Source organism: Novosphingobium sp. HR1a (genome assembly GCF_015594425.1).
Taxonomy (GTDB): Bacteria; Pseudomonadota; Alphaproteobacteria; order Sphingomonadales; family Sphingomonadaceae; genus Novosphingobium; species Novosphingobium resinovorum_A.
In genome coordinates, this window is record NZ_JABXWS010000071.1 from 13611 (window position 1) to 33025 (window position 19415).

The 19415-nt window shown below is 59.5% G+C and carries 16 protein-coding genes and 2 pseudogenes; 12 read left to right on the forward strand and 6 right to left on the reverse strand.

Features of this window, described 5'->3' with window-relative positions; genetic code table 11:
- Positions 1-121: 121 nt before the first annotated feature.
- Positions 122-566 (forward strand): annotated as a pseudogene (locus HWN72_RS32030) (transposase); the annotation flags it as partial.
- A 150-nt stretch (positions 567-716) separates the two neighbouring features.
- Here the strand turns inward: HWN72_RS32030 and HWN72_RS19775 are convergent.
- The gene (locus tag HWN72_RS19775) at positions 717-944 is read right to left on the reverse strand and encodes a hypothetical protein (RefSeq protein ID WP_211151111.1); all 228 of its coding nucleotides are present in this window, start codon (positions 942-944) and stop codon (positions 717-719) included.
- A 268-nt stretch (positions 945-1212) separates the two neighbouring features.
- Positions 1213-1434 (reverse strand): hypothetical protein, encoded by a 222-nt coding sequence (locus HWN72_RS19780; protein WP_211151112.1) that lies wholly within the window; start codon positions 1432-1434, stop codon positions 1213-1215.
- A gap of 338 nt (positions 1435-1772) precedes the next feature.
- Here HWN72_RS19780 and HWN72_RS19785 point away from each other — a divergent pair, with 338 nt between their 5' ends.
- From HWN72_RS19785 to HWN72_RS19795, 3 genes are read left to right on the forward strand one after another with little or no spacing between them, the layout of a single operon-like run.
- Entirely contained in the window at positions 1773-4037 is a 2265-nt protein-coding gene (locus HWN72_RS19785; protein ID WP_248006160.1) for a hypothetical protein, read from the forward strand.
- Positions 4034-4792 (forward strand): SDR family oxidoreductase, encoded by a 759-nt coding sequence (locus HWN72_RS19790; protein WP_211151113.1) that lies wholly within the window; start codon positions 4034-4036, stop codon positions 4790-4792. Before HWN72_RS19785 ends, HWN72_RS19790 begins: the two co-directional genes overlap by 4 nt.
- Positions 4789-5928: a glycosidase gene (locus tag HWN72_RS19795; protein WP_211151114.1), complete on the forward strand. Its 1140-nt coding sequence runs from the start codon at positions 4789-4791 to the stop codon at positions 5926-5928. Before HWN72_RS19790 ends, HWN72_RS19795 begins: the two co-directional genes overlap by 4 nt.
- A 366-nt stretch (positions 5929-6294) precedes the next feature.
- On the opposite strand, the gene HWN72_RS19800 is transcribed toward HWN72_RS19795, so the two are convergent.
- Both HWN72_RS19800 and HWN72_RS19805 read right to left on the reverse strand, forming a co-directional pair.
- Complete coding sequence (locus HWN72_RS19800; RefSeq protein WP_211151115.1) at positions 6295-7212, reverse strand: iron-containing redox enzyme family protein; 918 nt, start codon at positions 7210-7212, stop codon at positions 6295-6297.
- Between the two features lie 73 nt (positions 7213-7285).
- Positions 7286-7621 carry a hypothetical protein gene (locus HWN72_RS19805; protein WP_211151116.1) on the reverse strand — a complete coding sequence of 112 codons (336 nt, stop codon included), beginning with the start codon at positions 7619-7621 and terminating at the stop codon, positions 7286-7288.
- A gap of 370 nt (positions 7622-7991) precedes the next feature.
- On the opposite strand from HWN72_RS19805, the gene HWN72_RS19810 reads away from it, so the two are divergent.
- The 4 genes and pseudogenes from HWN72_RS19810 to tnpA all read left to right on the forward strand — a co-directional run.
- On the forward strand, positions 7992-8861 hold the full coding sequence (locus HWN72_RS19810) for a hemerythrin domain-containing protein (protein WP_211151117.1): 870 nt from the start codon (positions 7992-7994) through the stop codon (positions 8859-8861).
- Positions 8862-8959: 98 nt separating this feature from the next.
- Positions 8960-9145 carry a hypothetical protein gene (locus HWN72_RS19815; protein ID WP_211151118.1) on the forward strand — a complete coding sequence of 62 codons (186 nt, stop codon included), beginning with the start codon at positions 8960-8962 and terminating at the stop codon, positions 9143-9145.
- 326 nt (positions 9146-9471) lie between these two features.
- A complete protein-coding gene (locus HWN72_RS19820) occupies positions 9472-10497 on the forward strand; it encodes an IS110 family transposase (protein ID WP_211151119.1) in 1026 nt (341 codons plus the stop codon).
- A gap of 345 nt (positions 10498-10842) precedes the next feature.
- Positions 10843-11238, forward strand: a pseudogene (tnpA, locus tag HWN72_RS19825) (IS200/IS605 family transposase); the annotation flags it as partial.
- A 32-nt stretch (positions 11239-11270) separates the two neighbouring features.
- On the opposite strand, the gene HWN72_RS19830 reads toward tnpA, so the two are convergent.
- Together HWN72_RS19830 and HWN72_RS19835 are read right to left on the reverse strand one after the other, a co-directional pair.
- The gene (locus HWN72_RS19830) at positions 11271-11888 is read right to left on the reverse strand and encodes an isochorismatase family cysteine hydrolase (RefSeq protein ID WP_248006161.1); all 618 of its coding nucleotides are present in this window, start codon (positions 11886-11888) and stop codon (positions 11271-11273) included.
- A 348-nt stretch (positions 11889-12236) separates the two neighbouring features.
- Positions 12237-13001, reverse strand: a complete 765-nt coding sequence (locus tag HWN72_RS19835; RefSeq protein ID WP_211151121.1) for a Crp/Fnr family transcriptional regulator — start codon at positions 12999-13001, stop codon at positions 12237-12239.
- 810 nt (positions 13002-13811) lie between these two features.
- Between HWN72_RS19835 and HWN72_RS19840 the strand changes: the two genes are divergently transcribed.
- The 4 genes from HWN72_RS19840 to HWN72_RS19855 all read left to right on the forward strand — a co-directional run bounded on the left by HWN72_RS19840 (position 13812) and on the right by HWN72_RS19855 (position 19201).
- The gene (locus tag HWN72_RS19840) at positions 13812-14189 is read left to right on the forward strand and encodes a response regulator (RefSeq protein WP_211151122.1); all 378 of its coding nucleotides are present in this window, start codon (positions 13812-13814) and stop codon (positions 14187-14189) included.
- A 54-nt stretch (positions 14190-14243) separates the two neighbouring features.
- On the forward strand, positions 14244-17129 hold the full coding sequence (locus HWN72_RS19845; protein WP_248006162.1) for a PAS domain S-box protein: 2886 nt from the start codon (positions 14244-14246) through the stop codon (positions 17127-17129).
- Between the two features lie 463 nt (positions 17130-17592).
- Positions 17593-18468: an archaetidylserine decarboxylase gene (asd, locus tag HWN72_RS19850; RefSeq protein ID WP_211151123.1), complete on the forward strand. Its 876-nt coding sequence runs from the start codon at positions 17593-17595 to the stop codon at positions 18466-18468.
- A gap of 418 nt (positions 18469-18886) precedes the next feature.
- Positions 18887-19201 carry a hypothetical protein gene (locus HWN72_RS19855; RefSeq protein WP_211151124.1) on the forward strand — a complete coding sequence of 105 codons (315 nt, stop codon included), beginning with the start codon at positions 18887-18889 and terminating at the stop codon, positions 19199-19201.
- Positions 19202-19415 lie beyond the last annotated feature (214 nt).

Here is a 19415-nt window from a genome sequence, read left to right on the forward strand (position 1 = left end):
CATTCGTTCGCCGGACAACGCTAACTCGAACAGAGTTTGGCTAAGCCATCCGGCCGTCGTGTTGGTGCGGTAAGGTCTCGGGCCGCGCCAATCAGCGACAGAGCCTTCGCCGGACACATTTGCCGTGGAGGAAATCCACCGCGCAAGCGCTGCCGGCGTTCGCTTCGGCTGCGTCCTGGCTGATGCCGGCGATGGGCTCTCCGTCGTTCCGGCAGGCACTCGCCACCCGGGAATTATGCTGGGCCGTCGGTATTGCCCAGCACCAGAAGGTCTATCGCGCCGATGTACAATTGATCTTCCCAGTGGTGGAGCGCGTCCGGCCACGTGTCCGGCACGTGCTCGATGTCAAATCTAGGGCGGCTCATGCTCTGCTCCAGGATGCGAAATGGTCGACAGCTCAGCTGGCGGCGGGGAACGAAAAGGAAGGCTGAGCACCCGCTTCGCCGCTATGCGCGTGCGCATCGCCGAGGGTCCAACCCATAGGATTGGCTCTTCACGAGCCAGCATCTGCCCGGCGAAAGGCCCTGCTGCTGGGCGAGAATCGTTCGAACGGCGAGCGCAAATACTTAGGCCTCGCCCTCGATCAGCCGGGCTGCGTACATGCAAAGCGTGCTTGGAATGGAAAGCAAAATGGCTGCGGCCAAAAAGGGTGCCGCCAGGAAAAAGCGGACTGCCGGGGGCACGTCATCCTCCTCTCGATAGGCTTCTCTGCTGCTTCAACTAATGAGCAAGCTGCCGGTGCCCGCTCGCCTCAGCACCATGTCAATCCGCCGGGGCTCGGCTCGCATCAGCGGACCGGGATCGGCGCCCGGCCGGTGAAGGACGCCGATAGACGTCGAGCCGACGGCAAGAGCGATCAGAAACATGGCGAGCAATGCGATGGCAATAATCACGATCTTGCGCACGTTGTGAGTACGCCTATGCGTGGTGACGTGATCGTTCATGGTATCTTCGGGATCGCCCACTCGCTCACTCAATCACAGACATCATAGTGGCCCGAGCACCAACAACCTTTATGAGCCTCACCGGTTGCCCCGATCATCGACAGTGACAAGGCGCCGTGAGCCACCACGCCTCATACGTGGCGCCGAGCGAGCGCGATTAGATTTTGGAGGCGCAGCCCCTGCTAATGTAGGCGACCAGTAGACTTGCGACCGAGTCGGCTGCGGACAAACCCCCCGCGTAAGCCCCGACAAACCGGGTAGAAGGCCGTTAGTCTTCGCCCCGGTGCTTCGGATCTCGCTGGGTACCAGCTTGCTCGCCGTCGGTGCTGTCTAGCGGAAATTTCTCAGCTGCTCCGCCATCGCGCGGCTTGGTCCGGTCTGCCCCAGCCCCGCCGGCACCCTCGGAGTTCATGCCGGGATTGAGCCTTTCCTCGTTCTCATCATCGCCATGCGCCTTATCCGGGTGGCTGCGTTTGTTGTCCTTGTCCATTGCCATACCTTTTGCTGAACGTGATCTCGCAACGGGACAGGCGAGGCTCCGTTCCAGAATATTGCGTTCTTTCCACAACCCGCTCGCTTCTTCGATTGAGAAAGACGCCACGTGCCGAAGCCCGCAGTCAAGTGGTATCATCACTCCCAGGTTCTGAGCGGTTGCGAGACCGTTTCTGGCGCTGCAGCGGACCTAGGCTTGGGCTCCCGGGAGGCTAGTCCAGGTATTGTGCTGCTTGGCTGATCGCAGCGGAACGCGAGATTCACCATAGCGGAACGGCTCCCGTGTCCAATCGTTATCCCCGCCAGCATCGGCAGTTCCTCGGGGATTGAAGCTTTATGACCGATATCGCTAGAAAGACGCGGCTTCCCTCAAGCGGCGTGATCGCAAAACAGGTTAGTCCCGCCAGTCCATACGTTTCCGCGCTTCGGCAAATCCTCGCCGATGGCGAAGGGAAGAGCGTGGCAACGTTCGCATTCGGCGAGCTGGTGGGTGAGGTCCTGAAGTCGCGAGACTCGCTCTGGGTGATGGTCCGGCGGCCGGGCGCAGGCGGCATCGCGCTACGCGCGGCATACCTGAGCGCGCCGTTCGAGTGCACCTGCGAAAAGGCCCGGGCGAAGGAGGTGGTTCGCCTGCGCCTCGACAGCGTGCTTGGGCAACATAGGATCACCGTGGCAACGGGGGGAGACGCGCTCGAACACATCAGGGTGACGGTGCAGTTCTCGCCATCGACGCCGACGTTGATCCCGTTCCTGCCTCGAGACCTCTATCCTCTTGATGGCGACGACGATCCGCTCGGTGCCGAGGGCCATGTCGAGGCGGCGCAGCGCGGGCTAAACAGCGGCGTCCTCTATTTTCGGATCGACAAACCCGCTTTCGGCAACGTTCTGTACTTCCAGAATCTCACGGCGATGAACGACTATTACCGGGCAACCAAGACCAGTCCGGACGGAGCGGTGGGTGGGCTGTGGCCCGAGCTGGGCTACCTGCCGCCTACGCCCGCGCAGTCCGGCACGCCGCCGTCGGCGCCGCTGCAGGCCGGGGTGGAAGTCACGTTGTCTGATGCGATCGTGGTGTTCCGCCATCACGCCCCGCCGCACGAGCGCGAGTCCGCCCGCCAGTTCCTGCAAATGCTGGGCGAGGCCTACAAGCTGATTGCGCTACCCCAAACAGAGTACCGGGACTGGATCGAACGGGCAGAGCGAACGCTTGTCGATCTGGACAAGGCTCCCGAAGCGACGATCCGGCACTACGGGCATCGCTATGTGCATCCCTACACGGCGAGCGAATATCCGGATTCCATGGTACAGGTGTCGGTGCTCGCCGCCGTCTTCGACTGGGGGCGCTGGAGCGGTGAGGCCCATCCTCTGGAAGCCGAACTGCGCGCCGGTCTGCGCCGCTTTTACGATCCGAAGCTCAAGGCGCTGCGCCGATACTTGCCAAATGTCGGCGACGACAAGGACGCAAACGCCGTCGACAGCTGGTATCTGTACCACCCCATGCTCAACCTCGCGCGCATGGCTCTGGCGGGAGACAAGCGCTCGAGGAAACTTTTCCTGGAGTGCATTGATTTCGGAATCTCCGCCGCGCGGCATTTCGACTACAAGTGGCCGATTCAGTACGACGTGACGGACTTTTCCGTCATTACCGCCACAGCCAATGACGATCGCGGCCAGACCGACGTCGGCGGCCTCTATGCTCAGATCATGCTGCAGGCCCACGAACTGACCGCCGATCCGCGGTTCCTGGATGAAGCGAAGCGGGCGATCGACGCCGCAATGGGGATGCGCTTCAACCTGAACTATCAGGCAAACCTTACGGCCTGGGGTGCGGCAGCGTGCATGCGGCTCTATCGCATCACCAACGACGTGGTCTACGCCGAGCAGAGCTATGTCTATCTCGCCAGCTTTTTCCACAACTGCGAAATATGGGAAAGCCGGCTCGAGCACGCAGCGCACTACAAGAATTTCCTCGGGGCAACCTGCCTGCAGGATGCTCCGTACATGGCTATCTACGAGTGCTTCGACGCCTTCACGGCGTTCGCTGCCTATCTCGACGACAGCGGGCCCGACCTGGATCCCGCAGTGCGCATGCTCGTCGCGGAATACTGCAAGTACGCGCTCGACCGCGCCTGGTACTATTACCCGGATGCGCTGCCCGCCGACATCCTGGCCACTGAAAACCGCAATGGCCACATCGACCGCAAGCTCTCGTTTCCCCTCGAGGATCTCTATCCTGACGGACAGTGTCCGGGGCAGGTCGGGCAGGAGATATACGGTGCAGGCGCTGCGCTAGTGTTTGCCACCCGCAGTTTCCACACAGTTGAAGGGGCACCGTTCAAAATCTTCTGCGACCACTTCATCCGCGGCACCGAGCGGATCGGCGACCGGTCACTCAGCATTGTCCTCGATGGGGGCGAGACGTGCCAGGCCGCACTCAATTTCATTCGTGAGAGACGCGCGACCCTTCCGCGCGTCCAAGTGGTCGGCGACGGGGGTGATGTCCTGCGGGGAACGCCCCAAGGCACCGAGCGCATTGATTTCAACGTTCCGGCACGTGGCCGGTTGACCATAACCTGGAACGAGGAGGAGCATAGCGCATGATCGGGGTTTCGGACGCGCATACGGAACATCGCCCGCTTCAGGGCCGAAAGGCAATCATTACTGGCGGTACCACCGGCATCGGTCGCGCCATCGCCGTTCTGCTCGCCAGCGAGGGGGTAGAGGTCTTCATCTGCGGGCGAACGCCCGAACATCTCGATGATGCGCTCGCGCGGATCCGCGAGGTGGGGCAGGGGGATGGCATCGCTGTCGACCTCGCCGAGCCGGCGGAACTCGACCGCTTCTTCCAAGCGGCGAACAATTCGCTCGGGTCGCCTGACATAGCCGTGATCAACGCCGCTGTGCCGGCCCAGTCATTGTCCGAAATGACGGCGGAGGAGGTGCGCTATGCGGTCGCGGTCGACTTCACCGCCTATCTGTTGAGCGCACATGCAGCGCAGGCGCTGCTCGCCGACAAGGGCGATATCGTCCTGATCGGTTCGATGTCAGCGCACGTGCTTGGGCCTGGATCGACGGTCTACGCCGGCATGAAGGCCGGTATCGCGGGTTTTTCAGAAGCGCTGCGCCGCGAGCTTGGTCCCAAGGGCATCAGGGTTGCTCTTGTCGAACCAGGTAAGACGGGGGCGGATATCCAATACCCTGACATTCCGGCTGAAAAGCAGCGGCAGATGATTATCCAAGAGACGATGTTGCGGGCCGAGGACATTGCCGTCGGCGTCCATTACCTGCTGACACAGCCCCGTCGAACGGTGGTCCAGCAGCTCACCATCACTCCCCGCGCTCAGGAGCAGGAATGACGTACGACATCGACAAGCTCGTTCTGGTCCCGGACGATATCGATCTGGGACGCTCGCCTTTGGCGGGACATCTCGATGCCGAGACCTATGTGCTGGGCGCCTTTAACCCCGCCCTTACGCGGCTGCCTAACGGCAATCTGCTGATGATGGTGCGCGTGGCCGAGGCCCTCCGCCAGCCGGTCTTCGACAACCACATCCATGCGATTCGCTGGGAGGACGGGAATGGCGGTCGCTTCGTGCTGGATGCGTGGCCGTTGGAGCATGTCGACACTGCCGATCCGCGTAAGTTCATGTTGCGCAGCGGGGGGTGGAAGATCATGGCGCTGACTTCCCTGTCATGGCTTCTGCCGGTCGAGCTCACGCCGGACGGCACCGAACGGGTCGCGATCCATTACGACCGGGCGATCGGCCCGCGCAACAGCCTACAATGCTACGGCGTCGAGGACGCGCGGATCAGCAAAGTCGGCGAACGCTGGCTGATGACCACATGTTCGGTCAGCCCAGAGCGCCACTCGACTACGCTCTACACTTCCGACAATGGGCTCGACTGGACCTTCGCGGATATCGTGCTCGACCACCAGAACAAGGATATGCTGATCTTCGAGGGACTTATTGATGGCCATTACTGGGCGCAGACGCGGCCGCTGGGCGATCTCTATTTCGCCTATCCGCCCGGAAGCGAATGGCGTGCTGGCCCCTCGATCAATCTTGCCCGTTCGCCGGATGCCTTGTTCTGGAAACCGCATGCCAGGCCTGGCATCCGTCCGCATGCCGCTACGCTCGCAACTGCCCGAATGGGCGGCGGTAGCCCTCCGGTACTTACGCGAGGCATTGAAGCCGGCGGGTGGCTGACCCTCTGGCATGGCGTAGAGCCAAAGGAGATCGTCGGGATCTATCGAACGTACTGGTCAATCCTGGACGCAGGCGATCCCAGCATCGTGCTCCGTACCGACGACGCGCCGCTGCTGGAAGCTAATCCTGAGCTGACCCGGCCACTCGAACATCAGATGTACGTTCGCGATGTCGTCTTCACCACGGGGATCGCGGACGGGGGCGATCACTACATCATCGCCTCCGGCGAAGCCGATCTTGCCTGCCGCATTACGCATATACCGAAGAGCAGGTTCGCGCCGTGATCTTGACCAGAGTTATCTGCGTTGCGGGGTGAACCGCCGCGGAAAGGCCGCGGAAGCCCATCTTGCAGCTTTGCTTGGCCCATCTATTTTTAGGGCGATCTCGCCGCCGATATCATCGAAAGCGGGCGCGCCTACTGACGTATCAGCGTGCAAGTCAAGGGAACAGCGAGGGCAAGTACCGCTATAGCCGCCCGGATGAGCGTCAGCGGCGCCCCCAATCATGCACAGAGATAAGGCGTGACCACTAAAGGCTCGACCCGGGCCGTGCCGTGCGCCGGCGGCGATGAGCGGTAGCGGCGGACGGAATGCGAACACGGCGCTCGTCGACATCTGGCTTTCGACGGCGATCGCTTTAGAATATGCCGTTCAAGCCGCCAGGGTTGTCGCATTGTCCCAAAGCTCAGCGCGGTAGCGATCAAAGCACCGTTCACCACAAAGCAGCCGCATCAAGGCGCCTTCAGCGATCGCCGTTGCGCGACGGCCGTCCTCTTCGACCAGCGGGCGCAGAGCCTCACGGTTCCATGTCTCGCTATGCTTGACGTCCAGGACGGCATGCAAATCAAAATATCGTCGCTGGCGATTAGACAGGCCGATACGGCGCAGACCTTTCGCTACCAAGGCCGAGCGACCGGGCGCGGTGAGCTCGATTACGCCAAGGGCACCTACGGAATGCCACGCGTATCGCCGTGAGGAAGCCATCCCAGTCATCGCGTTGGCCAACGCCAGGCTTTCCGGGACGGTCGATTGGATCGTTGGGTCCACGTCGAGGGCCTCCGCGACGATCTGCAGCATCGGGCCGTGCATGCCCTTTGCATTTCCGCAGCCCATCTCGTCCCAATAGTTTTGGGCGAGTTCGAGCTTTGCCTGGTTCGGAAGCTTAATCTGAGTCATGGCAACGAGATCGTCGAAACCTGCTTCGCCGGCAGCTTCCTGTTCAAAGAACCATCGCAGGTCTTCGCGGGACGCTTGTTCAGCCAACCACGGGAATAGCGTATCGTTCTGTCCCGGCCCGGTATCGCTAAGCCCCTCAAACCAGTCGATAAAATCATCGGCCTCAGTAGGTGCGAGACTTGCCCTCTCCTGTACCAAGCCGCGGAGGTGCTCGAGGAATTCGCCCTCAATGATCTGCATCTGCGCGTCATTTTTGAGCGATTGCATCCAATCCGCGTCAGGAAACTGGGGTGCCAGTCGCTTGCGATTCCAGGTCGCAAGCGACTGCTGGAACTGGTCAGAAAAGTACAAATCGGTTTCGGTTTGAGCGGTGGCTTGTCTGAAGTCCAACATTGGTAGTCCTCTGAAACAACGTATCGAAATGTCGCAGCAGCCGCGTAAAAATCCGCTGACCGCCCCATAGGCTTCAAGCGTGATGCCATTGCGGTGCGCGGCCACGTGTCCGTGAGAAAAGCAGGGCCCTGTCCGGAGGCATCGCGTCTCGGAAAGGTTCTACCGCAGTTACCGGCACCCCGTAGCGTTCGAGATCCTCGATCAATAACTCAAGGCACTCAGTATCCTGCGCCTGGCCGATTACCCCGATGTCGGGCATCTCGGTGCCAAACATCGCCAACGCGTCCCACGCTTTCTGGAAGCAGCGAACTTCATATCCCTCGCGCGCGAGCTCGCGCTCCTGCCAGTGGCGTTGAACCGTGGATTCCGCGAGGACGAGAGCCAGTCGCCGCTTTTGAAATTTTGTCATAGCCTAAGAATGCGCTTCATCCGAGTCGGGCTCCCGCATTTCGCGAAATTTCGGCCCGGAATAAGCCGGGCCGCATCGGACTGGAGGTAAATCGCCTTCGTGCTGTCGGTGCCGCGTATTTTTGCGGCGCAAGCTTCAGGCTCGACCATATTCTGGCAAGGGCACACACCCTCGTTTCTTCCGGATCTTGGCTGAGGCATGAAACGGCGCGTCTCATCCTTACAATTGGCTTGCCGTCGGTTGGAACCGAAGGCCATTGGTCCATGTTCGGCCTATATGAACCGGCAGGGCAGCCGCCGCCTGGAAGCGATCGTTACGTCTGATCTTCGTACATCGCGGTAGATGCCAGCCCGAGTAACGGAGAAGCTCGATGTCTTTTATAGATAGGATAGCCGCCGCGGTCACGCCCGCCGCATCCGATCACGCACGCGCCGAAGCCCGTCGTCTCGCTGAAGTAAAGGCGACGTCCGAACCATGGCTTGGAGCGGTCCTCGACCACCATAAGCGAATAGAAAGGCTGATCACGGAGGTCAGGAACGCTAACAACCCGCAAGACCGGCGATGGGGTGTACGGGAACTGGCTCAGTTGCTGACTGCGCATTCGATGGCCGAGGAGGCTGTGCTCTATCCGGACATATCTGAATATGAGAGCAAGACCCATGCCGTTATGGCGTACGAAGAGCATTCGATGACCAAAATCCAGTTGGCCAAGCTGGAAAAACTGGATCCGATGTCCGAGGAATTTCAGGAAAAGCTGGGGCACATTGAAGGAGCTCTGCAACAGCACATGTATCAGGAAGAGGGAACGTGGCTGCCAGCGCTCTGCGACAAGCTTCCCCCGGACGAAAAATCCCGAATGTCCGAGCGCTTTATGGAGGAATTCAACCACTATCAGAGTGGGGGTAAGCTGCAGATCGATGAGACCCATCGCAGCACTACGCATGCGGACTGGGGCTCGTCGTCCGGTCATGCCTTGCAAGCCATGCCGCATGACGGCCGACCTGGCGCGCCGGACGGCGTGAATACACAAGGCGAGTGGGGCGCCAGCGATGGCAGTGACGCGGGCGCTCCCTATCCAAACCCGCATACCGGCAAGTCTGATGCCGAGCGCAAAGACTTCGCCAACACATTGATGGGTCACGGCGGCCAGTCGACAATGGGTTATCACGGCAGCGGCCAGCTCGGCGATCAAGAACTCAAGCCAGGCGGCAATACGAATTCTGGATCGAAGGGCGATTGACGAATTCCAAACGGGCACAGCCCTTGCTGGCAAGGGCTGTGCCTGACCGACGCAATCGCGAATTGGTCGACCCCAGCGTGCAATCAGACGGAGGCCTCATGAATACGCGTCGCGAAAAATCCGATCTGCCGAGTGCCAAGCGAAAAGGACGCGCTGCGGTAGCTGTGATCGGTATCGTTCTGGCCATCGTGGCAGTTACGTTTGTAGGTTACAACATTGCGCATGTTAAGGTGATGGAGCAGGAGAAAAAGAGTGGCGAGAAGGAATACACGGGCCTGAATTAGTTCGACATTATGGAGGCCTGATAAGTCGTTTAGAGTCCTCTTTCGGGGAGGAACCCCTCCGACTTCCAGTCGGATACTGGCTTCAGCCGTAGACTCGCGTGCAAGCCTGTAACCTCGGGAAAAACGGAAGACCGCCTGAAGGGCGTAAGTCTTCCGTTTTTCCCGAGGTTACAGGCTATGCGCTACAAGAGCGGTTGTCACACATAGGGTAATCGCGGGGCAGGACCTCCGGCGCGGTTGCGATGCGTTGGAAGGGTGGTTGCCCCCCGATAGGATGAAAGCGGGCTCACGATCGACACCGGGCCCAGCATCAACGGAGGACAACCTTGAAGCAGTTTATCGGGCTCGACGTATCTTTGAAAGACACCTTTGTCTCAGTGCGCGAAGATGGCCGGCGGATCTGGCGGGGCAAGTGCCCTTCCGACCCTCAACTGATAGCCGAGGTCCTGCGCAAACGTGCGCCGCAGGCCGAACGTGTCGTGTTCGAAACGGGGCCGTTGTCAGTCTGGTTCTATCATGCGCTGAAGGAGGAAGGCGTTCCTGCGATTTGCATTGATGCTCGCCATGCCAAGGCAGCGCTTGATATGGCGCCGAACAAGACCGACGCGAACGACGCGGATGGTCTCGCGCAACTCGCCGAGGTCGGTTTTTACCGCGAGGTGCGCGTGAAGGGCTTCGACAGCATGCTGACCCGCACGCTGGTGGGGGCTCGTCAGAAGATGCTCAAGATGACGATCCAGTTATCAAACCAGATCCGCGGTTTGATGAAGACGTTCGGGCTCGTCGTGCCCAAGGGTGGCGGTAGTGTGTTTGAAGGCCATGTGCGTCAACTACTGCGCGATAACGCGGGGCTTGAGCAGATTATCCTGCCGCTGCTTGAAGCTTGGCGGGGCCTGCGGGCTCGCGCCACCGAATTGAGCAAGCAGCTGGTCACTACAGCGCGCACGAGCGAGCAGTGTCGGCTGCTGACGTCGATTCCGGGCGTTGGCGCAGTGACGGCCTCGTCTTTCGTGGCTGCGATTGAAGATCCTGAGAACTTCAGAAAGTCGCGTTCGGTAGGCGCCTGGATCGGTTTGACCACCAGGCGCTATCAGTCGGGTGAGGTGGACTATGATGGTCATATATCCCGGCGCGGCGACAACTATCTGCGCGGACTACTGTATGAAGCGGCGACCGTGATCCTGACGCGCACCACAACCGATAGCGCCCTGCGGACTTGGGGGCTCAGGCTTTGGGAAAAGGTGGGCTTCAAGCGCGCTGCGGTCGCGGTCGCACGTAAGCTCTCCGTGATCATGCACACCATGCTACGAACAGGTGAGTTGTTCCAGCAATCGGTCCGCGCCGATGCGTGAATTGAGTGGCCGGCCGGTAAGACACATCATATGCTGCGCAGACCTTCGCTATCGCTTGCGCCCATGTGGACGTGAGAATCCGTCCCTGTCGGGACGCGGACAGGATCATTCCGTTAATGTCGAGGCATTTGCGGCCGTGGCGGCAAAGTGCGTGTCACACATTGGAAGATCCCGCCTTCGAAGACCTATCCTGCGGCGGGCATGTCTCGACCGCGTAAACGACCCTGTACCCGACAAACGATATTCCAGGCACAACTGAGCGCCCACGTTTACGATCCTATCTATGAGAAACCGGCAGTTGATCAAAAAGTGTCGGCCTGCGCTTGACGGAGCTGCGATTAAACGACGACATTCCATCATCGCTATCATCTCGTCTGGGCACCCAAGTATCGCTTCAAGGTGCTCCATGGCGACGTGCGCCTGCGGGTCCGGGAAATTATCAGGCAAGTTTGCGCCGAGATGGGCGTGACGATCATCAATGGGGCACTGTCGAAGGACCACGTGCACATGTTCGTCGAAATCCCGCCGCACGTTTCCGTCAGCGATTTCGTCCGCCGTGCCAAGGGGCGATCGTCACGGAAAATCCAGCAGGAGTTCGAGCACATCCGCAAGCGGTATTGGGGGCAACGCTTCTGGCAACGCGGCTACTTCTCGACTACCTCCGGCAACATCACCGATGACATCATCATGCGGTATCTCGAAAAGCATACCCACAAGGATGGCTTCAGCCCCGCCGCATGATCCTACCGGCGTCAGCCGGTCAGTCATTCAGTCTAATTGGAGTTGAACGATTTCCCCGACCAGTCGGCAATCGTGAGGTGAGTTGTTGCCGAGACTTCTGCCTTCATGGAGTCTCGCATAACTTCGAGCGCCCATTCGCCCTTCTCCTTCGACTCGGCCGCCACCGCGTCCTTTGGAATCCACAGCCGATAGTCTCGCATATGTGCATCCGCAGCTGTGAAAAGGACACAGATGTCGGTCGCCACCCCTGTCAGAATGAGCTTAGAGATGCCCAATTTTGGTAACAGGACCGGCAAATTAGTGGCGTAAAAGCCGGAAAACTGCGGCTTGATGATGAAATAGTCGCCGTCGCGGGGCCAAATGGCGTCCAGCTCAGGACTATCTGCCTCGGCTTGTGCCGTCTCGATAAGCTTGGACTTTTCGGAATGCCATTGGTCGAAGTTGTCGTTCACATATATAATCGGGTAGCCGCCCCGGCGAGCTTCACTGAGGAGGTGTGAAATAGCCAACGCGGCTTTCTGCGCCTCCGGCTTGAGTATGTCTGCGCCGGGAAAATCGAAGCAGTTGACCATGTCTATCACCAGTAAAGCAGTACCGTTCGGCAACGCGTTACTGAAGTTCGATGTCTGAGATCCTTGCTGGGTGTTCAACTTCGTTCTCCCAAACGACCTGCACAAGCGTTCCTTACGATAACGCGGAGCCACACCCGGGGTGCCTTGCGAGATCAATTTCATTGATACAAGGCCGCGTCGGTTCCCGCCGGGCCCATGGGGAACGGTAGCCGGCGAAGACCGGGTCGATGCGATAGCACGCGAGTCCCGGAAGCCATCTGACGAATGTACGTCAATTCGGGGCTGATATTCTCCGATCACTATTCTATTTTCAGGGCGCTAGCTGCCTGCCCGGAATGTCGGCTCCAGGGGCGGTGCGGACATCTCTAGAGGGTGGAAGCGATGACGCTGGCAGGTAAGCGGGATCAATGGGTCTGCGAAGGTAGGTCATCCTGACTTAACTGCGGTCCCTGGGATTCCGGGCATGGCCTGATCTAGATGAAGATAAAGCGCGCTGAAATCGCCAATTCTCGCCAGCTTGTGCCAGTCAGAAAAGCTCATGTACCGTTTGTCACGGTAAAGAACTCCATCGTCTTGGAGAGACTTCAGCGTTCGATTTACATGGACGGGGGTTAGGCCCACGACATCTGCTAGTTGTTCCTGAGTTAAAGGCAATTCAAAGCCATCTTCTACGGCGAAGCCCGCAGCCTTCATGCGCAGCCATACTTCGCAGAGCACATGCGCGATGCGTGTCCGGGCATCGCGCCTCCCCACGTTCATGACCCACTCCCGATAGATTGAGGAATCGACGAGCGCATCAATCCACATGGCTTTGCCTACCGCAGGCCGCTCCAGCGCGATAGTTTGCAACGCGTCGCGTTCGATGGCGACGACGGTGAGTTCCGTGAGCGCCTGCACGTTGTGATCGGCAATGTTGAGAAACAGATGCTGGAGATCGATAAAGTCGCCACGCAAGTGAATCGTAACGATCTGCCGAGCGCCATTCGCCGTCAGTTTCTGACGGTACGCGAAGCCATCCTGGATGAAGTCGCAATGTTGCCTTGGCGGTTCGCCCTCCCTGACCACATATGTAGGAGCTTGGTACGTCCTTAGGCTAAACGGCAGCTTCAGGATTGCGCGCCGGTCATCTTGATTCAGGTGCGTCCTGGTACTGAGCTTACTGACCATAAGGTCCAGAGGAGAGGCCGTCATATGTTACTCCCGTCAGGCGGGAGCACACGCATCTCTCAGTCGCCGGCAAACCTTATAACGGCCTGGCGATCACGCACCTTAACATGGGCAATTAGGCTGGGGCCAACATAATTGCGCGGCAGTGCTCTAACTTATGTTTTGAACAATTTGCTGGGCGTTTTCCGTCGACGCTAACCGGAAGGGCTGTCATCAGCCGCGGCCGGCGGTCCTTCGTCTTGGAAGCGATCTCGAAGAATTTTGCACTGAGTCCGGTACAGCATTGCCAACTGAAGATGGCTTTCGGCGGCCTCAGGCGTTGGGGCCTCTGCGGCCCTTTGCTCTTCGCGCTGAACCATTAATTCGCAGTGGCGGATGTCAGACACCATGTGACACGACCCTCGTTTCTCCAGGCCGATGTCAATCCAACATCATGCACGCGCCCTATACTATGTTTGGCGCGCTGCAAAATTTGCGACGAACCGTTACTAACATGAGGCGACTGGCGGGGTTAGATTATGTCCTCTTGGTCGGCATGAGGGACAGGGCCGGGATTGATTTTGTTCTGGACGTGGAAGCGGCCGGAGACTTGGACAAACGCCGTTCCGCCTCTGAGGGTCGCTCTTTCGGCTGATAGAACCGGAAGGCAGGATGCCGACCCCACCATCGCCGAATTCCATAAGCCGGTAGGTTATGCGACCGCATAAATTGGCAAGGAGCATCGCGGGACCGTAACGATACGTGCCTACCCGCCTGATTTATAAACGCGCGTGAACCAGTTCGCGCTTCCGGCATTTCCATAGGTCAGGCATCGCCTGACAGGAGAGCCGGAAAATGCCGCAGGACGAAGTGAAGACCCGTATTCTTGTCGTCGAAGACGAAACGCTAATACGCATGGTAAGCGCGGAGATTTTGGAGGATGCCGGGTTTGAGGTGCTCGAAGCGGCTGACGCCGACGAGGCGCTGCGTATTCTGCAGGCACATGAGGATGTCTTGCTGCTGTTTTCGGACGTCGACATGCCAGGAAGCATGGATGGCTTGGATTTAGCTCGGGTCGTCCACCAGCGTTGGCCGGATATCCGGCTTTTGCTGACCTCAGGACGCCATGAACTTTCGGACGCCGAGGTTCCGGATGCCGGACAATTCATTTCGAAGCCGTGGATGAGCGAGGAACTCATTTCTCACATCCGGGATTTGGTCGCCGATCGTTAGGGTGGGTGCGCGACTGGCCTGGGGACTTTGGGAGCGGCGGAGCGTTGTCCAACCATGACCTCGAATCCACAGCTTAGCCCGACGCCCACTGACTTCCTGACGGACGGGGGCGAAACCGGATCGCTGATGCGCTCGTTCGACTGGGCAGCGACACCTTTAGGGGACCCTGCGCATTGGCCGCAGCCGCTGAAGACGCTTGTGGGGGTGCTGCTCACAGCCAATCAACCGATGTTCATCGCCTGGGGTACTCAGCGTACGCTGCTTTATAATGATGGGTATGCCGAGATCCTTTCCAGCAAGCATCCCGCAGCCCTGGGACGCGACGTGTTGGACGTGTGGGCCGAGATCCGTGGCGATCTCGAGCCGATCGTAGCCCAGGCCTACGCCGGCGTGCCGGTCCACATGGACGACATCGAACTCTTGATGCTACGCAAGGGTTACCCGGAAGAAACCCATTTCTCGTTTTCCTATACCCCGGTGCGAGATGAAGCCGGACTGGTTGCCGGTTTCTTCTGCCCCTGCATCGAGATAACCGACCAGATCCTGGGCGAACGGCGCCGCCTTGCGGATACCGACCGCCAGCGCCGACTGTTCGAGCTAGCGCCAGGTTTCATCGCCATTTTGGACGGGCCGGAACACAAATTTGAATTCGTCAATGCTGCCTATCGGCGGCTTACAGGCGATCGCGCGTTCGTTGGCATGAGCGTCCGGGACGCGCTGCCGGAATTGGCTGGCCAAGGCTTCTTCGAACTGCTCGATCAGGTTTACGCCAGCGGCGAACGTTTTGTCGCTGAAGAAAGCCCCATTCAGTTCGAAGGACCGGACGGGCGCTCGCGCCAGCGGTTCCTGGACTTCATTTACGAGCCCATCCTCGATGACGCCGGCAAGGCCACGGGCATCTTCGTGGAAGGGCATGACGTTACGCAGGCCCATCAAGCCCGCGTGAAGCTTCGTGAGAGCGAAGAGCGGAGCCGGCGCATCGTCGAGGGGGTGAAGGATCACGCTATCTTCACGACAGACGCGGGTGGAACGATCGTCGACTGGACGCCGGGAGCGGAGACCGTCTTTGGCTGGACTGCGCAGGAAATTTGCGGCCAGAACGCGGAAATCCTCTTTATGCCAGAAGATCGGGCTACCCAGGTGCCGGCACAAGAACTTGCGACCGCACGCGCCCAAGGCTGCGCGAATGATGAACGCTTCCATGTGCGGCGCGATGGCTCTCGGTTCTTTGCCAACGGCTCGGTTCGCCCGCTGCATGACAGCCGCGGAGAAGTCACGGGCTTCATCAAGATCGCGCGGGACGAGACTGCTCGGCGCGCCGCAGAAGCGGCTCTCGAAGAGACTGCGCTCCGTTATCGCTTGGCCGCGAAGGCTACCAATGATGCGATATGGGATTGGGATCTTGCCACCAACCATGTCGATTGGAATGAAGCCATCCGCGTCTTGTTTGGCTACGCTGAGGACGACGTTGAGCCAACGGACGACTGGTGGATCTCGCACATCCATCCCGACGACCGCGAGAGGGTCGATACGGCAATCCACGCCGTGATCGACGGGAGCAACGATCTATGGGCAGCGGAGTATCGTTTTCAGCGGGTTGACGGGACTTTCGCGGAGGTTTTTGACCGCGGCCACATAGTTCGTGATGAGCAAGGCCAGGCTTTGCGTATGATCGGCGCCATGCTGGATCTGACCGAACGCAAACGAGCCGAGAACGCCCTACGCGAGATCAATGAAACACTCGAGCAACGGGTGGCCGATCGAACTGCCGATCTGATCGCTACGCAAGATGCGCTTCGCCAGTCGCAGAAGATGGAAGCTGTGGGCCAGCTTACTGGCGGCCTTGCACACGATTTCAACAATCTGCTGACCGGCATTTCCGGGAGCCTGGAATTGATGCAGACGCGCATCTCTCAAGGACGGATGACCGACGTCGAGCGCTACGTCGGGGCAGCTCAGGGCGCCGCCCGGCGGGCAGCGGCGCTGACGCACCGCCTCCTTGCCTTCTCACGCCGGCAGACGCTGACGCCGAAGCCCACCGACGTACGTCAGTTGGTGTCCGGCATGGAGGAACTGATCCAACGCACTGTGGGCCCCGCGATCATGATCGAGACAGTGAATGCGGCGGGGTTGTGGCCGAGCCTGATCGACCCTAGCCAGCTCGAGAATGCTATTCTGAATTTGTGCATCAATGCCCGCGACGCCATGCCGGATGGGGGCAAGATCACTATCGAGACCGCCAATAGATGGATGGACCACCGCGGCGCCGAGCAGCGTGGGCTCGAGCCAGGCCAATACATTTCCCTTTGCGTCTCCGATACCGGGACCGGGATGCCGCCTGACTTGATTGCCAGGGCGTTCGATCCATTCTTCACCACCAAGCCGATCGGCGAGGGGACCGGGCTCGGCTTGTCCATGATCTATGGGTTCGCGAAGCAGTCCGGCGGCTCGGTGTCCATCTACTCCGAAGTCGGCGATGGAACGATGGTGTGCGTCTATCTGCCGCGCCACCTTGGCGAGACGGAGACCGAAGACGCCCCCATAGACGCCTACAACCTACCGCGGGCTGAAGAGGGCGAGACGGTTCTTGTCATTGACGACGAACCAACCGTCCGCATGCTCGTCGGGGAGGTACTGACTGAGCTCGGGTATACGGCTATCGAAGCAGTAGACGGCGCCGCAGGGCTCAAGATCATCAACTCGGACTTGCGCATCGATCTGTTGGTGACCGATGTCGGCCTTCCTGGCGGGATAAATGGCCGGCAGGTAGCTGACGCTGCTCGCTCTGTTCGGCCCGATCTCAAGGTCCTCTTCATTACCGGTTATGCAGAGAACGCCGTTCTGAGCCATGGGCATCTCGACCCTGGAATGCATGTCCTTACCAAGCCTTTCGCGATGGACGCGATTGCAGCCCGGATAAGAGATTTGATCGAAGGGTAGGTGACACCGGGCTGCTCACGTAAAGTTATAACCAGAACGATGACTTAGAAGGAAATCGCCCAGCCTCAGAGCCATCGCCCGCCGCCCCCCCAGCTGTGCCAAGGTTTCGGTGGCGAAGACGCCGACTTCGGGGCCGTCCTATCAAGCGAGGAAGCGAAGGCAGCTCGGCAACATACCTGCCTTGCGATCCGCAGACTGGCGAATCTGCCGAATATTTGTGAGCACAGTCTGCTCGGGTTTCGATGCGGGCCGGTCCAAATCAATCTTGTCTACGTGCTCCCCGTCTCGCAGGAAGACAGCTGCCTTACGGATATAATCGATGGCGCGAACGGCGGGACCAGCATCGCCTGACCGTCAGGACGCTGCTCAGCAACAGCTACAGGAGATGGGCCGGGCTTCCCGTGACGGCTCAAACAAATTCGTCCTTGCGGTTCATCGCGGTAACTCTAGCATTCGAGCGATCATGTCTGATCGCCCCAAGGTCCTGCTCCAATACCTCCTGCCCAAAAAAGGGCTGACCGCACTCGCAGGCAGGGTCGCCCGGGCGAAACGCGGCGCGATGACGGCTCGGCTCATCCGATGGTTTGCACGCAAGTACGAGGTCGATATGACCGAGGCGATACAAACCGATCTTGATCACTACGAGAGCTTCAACGACTTCTTCACTCGGGCGCTTAAGCCCGACGCACGTCCGCTGGCGAGCGCGGATTTTGTCAATCCAGTGGACGGCGCGATCAGCCAGTTCGGCGCCATCGATCACCATCGTATTCTGCAGGCCAAGGGCCATTACTTCAGTATCACCGACCTCCTTGGCGGCGATGCCAGCCTGTCGAGCCAGTTCCGGCATGGCAGCTTCGCGAACGTGTATTTGTCTCCCAAGGACTATCATCGCGTACACATGCCCTGTGCTGGCATACTCACACGGATGATCCATGTGCCGGGAAACCTATTTTCGGTGAATCCCGTCACTGCGCGCGGAGTGCCGAACCTCTTCGCCCGAAACGAGCGGGTGGTCTGCGTCTTCTCCTCGCCGCGCCACGGGCCATTCGTGATGGTGCTGGTCGGCGCCACGATCGTCGGGAGCATGGCCACAGTGTGGCACGGCGTGGTCAAACCGAAAGCAGCCGGGAAAATCACCAATTGGACCTACTCCGACGGCGGCATTTCACTGGAAAAGGGCGCGGAGATGGGCCGTTTCCTCCTTGGTTCGACTGTGGTGGCGCTGTTTCAGCGGGACACCATCGCATTTCACAGTCAGTGGGCGCCCGGTCGCCCCATTCGCCTTGGCGAACCGATGGGCGAGCGCCGAACTTTACCGCAGACCGACGGTCTCGGCTGACCGCCAGGAAGCCTTCGAGCTGTATCTTGCTGGATCGGGTAGCTTGCGACCGGGGCAGAAGTCTGCCTTACGCGGTGAACTTCCCCGCCGATAGTTTTGTGCATCCAAGCGGGAGCGACGTCCGGGCGACCGCTTCTATTGCCCGGTGCGGGCCTAGCGATGCTCTCCATCGCTACGAACCAGCGTAAGGATGATACTGCACGGGGTCCATTGGAGAGCGATCGCTTCCAGGAAGCGCAATAGGCGAAGGGCGTTCCTCCCAGCGGAAAGACGACCTGGGGCTTTCAGTGGCTACCGGTTGCAGGCAGATGTCTAAGGCCTGATGATGCCGGCCGCGGGATCAGGAACCATTCTCCGCACGATAGGTTGCTTCCAAAGCAGACCGTACAAAATCGACGGCAGCTTTGGGAGCAGGAACGTGGATACCTTCAAAGTGGGTCCCGTGAAAACTGGCATGATCGAGCAGACCGGCGAGCGTGACTCTCTTGCCAAACGCCGCGACGTTACCGCGGGATTTACGAGCGCCGTATCCAGATTTGAACAAGCAGAGCCGCAGATCCCTCGAAGCGTCCTGCTGGAAGCAACTCGGGCGGCGGGCGCTTTCCAGCGGTCCGCGCTTGGTTATCTCGACCACCACGAATGGTCAGACCGTGTCCGCAGCGATGGCCAGCGGCTGATCAATGTGCTGACAGAGATTGGCTTTCAACCGGCGGGAACGACGAACAGTAAGTGACGGAGGCGGTGTTGCAAGGCACCCTGGATTAAACAACCGTCAGTGTTCGGAATTCGCCCGTGATTAATGGTTTTGGTGACTGAATTTATGCTAGACGGGAAAGCGACACTGATGGCGGACCATGCGTCATTTTCCAAGTTATACGGCGAAACAGTTTCAGGTCGTGAGGTCGCGCACACCGACTGGTCAAAATCGTCGTTGGGGAAATTGGAAG

Bases quoted from the DNA above. Each gene is read 5' to 3' on its own strand.
- HWN72_RS19835 (WP_211151121.1), bottom strand. From the start codon at position 13,001: ATGACGGCCTCTCCTCTGGACCTTATGGTCAGTAAGCTCAGTACCAGG.
- HWN72_RS19800 (WP_211151115.1), bottom strand. From the start codon at position 7,212: ATGTTGGACTTCAGACAAGCCACCGCTCAAACCGAAACCGATTTGTAC.
- HWN72_RS19790 (WP_211151113.1), top strand. From the start codon at position 4,034: ATGATCGGGGTTTCGGACGCGCATACGGAACATCGCCCGCTTCAGGGC.
- HWN72_RS19785 (WP_248006160.1), top strand. From the start codon at position 1,773: ATGACCGATATCGCTAGAAAGACGCGGCTTCCCTCAAGCGGCGTGATC.
- HWN72_RS19845 (WP_248006162.1), top strand. From the start codon at position 14,244: ATGACCTCGAATCCACAGCTTAGCCCGACGCCCACTGACTTCCTGACG.
- HWN72_RS19840 (WP_211151122.1), top strand. From the start codon at position 13,812: ATGCCGCAGGACGAAGTGAAGACCCGTATTCTTGTCGTCGAAGACGAA.
- HWN72_RS19805 (WP_211151116.1), bottom strand. From the start codon at position 7,621: ATGACAAAATTTCAAAAGCGGCGACTGGCTCTCGTCCTCGCGGAATCC.
- HWN72_RS19815 (WP_211151118.1), top strand. From the start codon at position 8,960: ATGAATACGCGTCGCGAAAAATCCGATCTGCCGAGTGCCAAGCGAAAA.
- HWN72_RS19780 (WP_211151112.1), bottom strand. From the start codon at position 1,434: ATGGACAAGGACAACAAACGCAGCCACCCGGATAAGGCGCATGGCGAT.
- HWN72_RS19795 (WP_211151114.1), top strand. From the start codon at position 4,789: ATGACGTACGACATCGACAAGCTCGTTCTGGTCCCGGACGATATCGAT.
- HWN72_RS19775 (WP_211151111.1), bottom strand. From the start codon at position 944: ATGAACGATCACGTCACCACGCATAGGCGTACTCACAACGTGCGCAAG.
- HWN72_RS19810 (WP_211151117.1), top strand. From the start codon at position 7,992: ATGTCTTTTATAGATAGGATAGCCGCCGCGGTCACGCCCGCCGCATCC.
- asd (WP_211151123.1), top strand. From the start codon at position 17,593: ATGTCTGATCGCCCCAAGGTCCTGCTCCAATACCTCCTGCCCAAAAAA.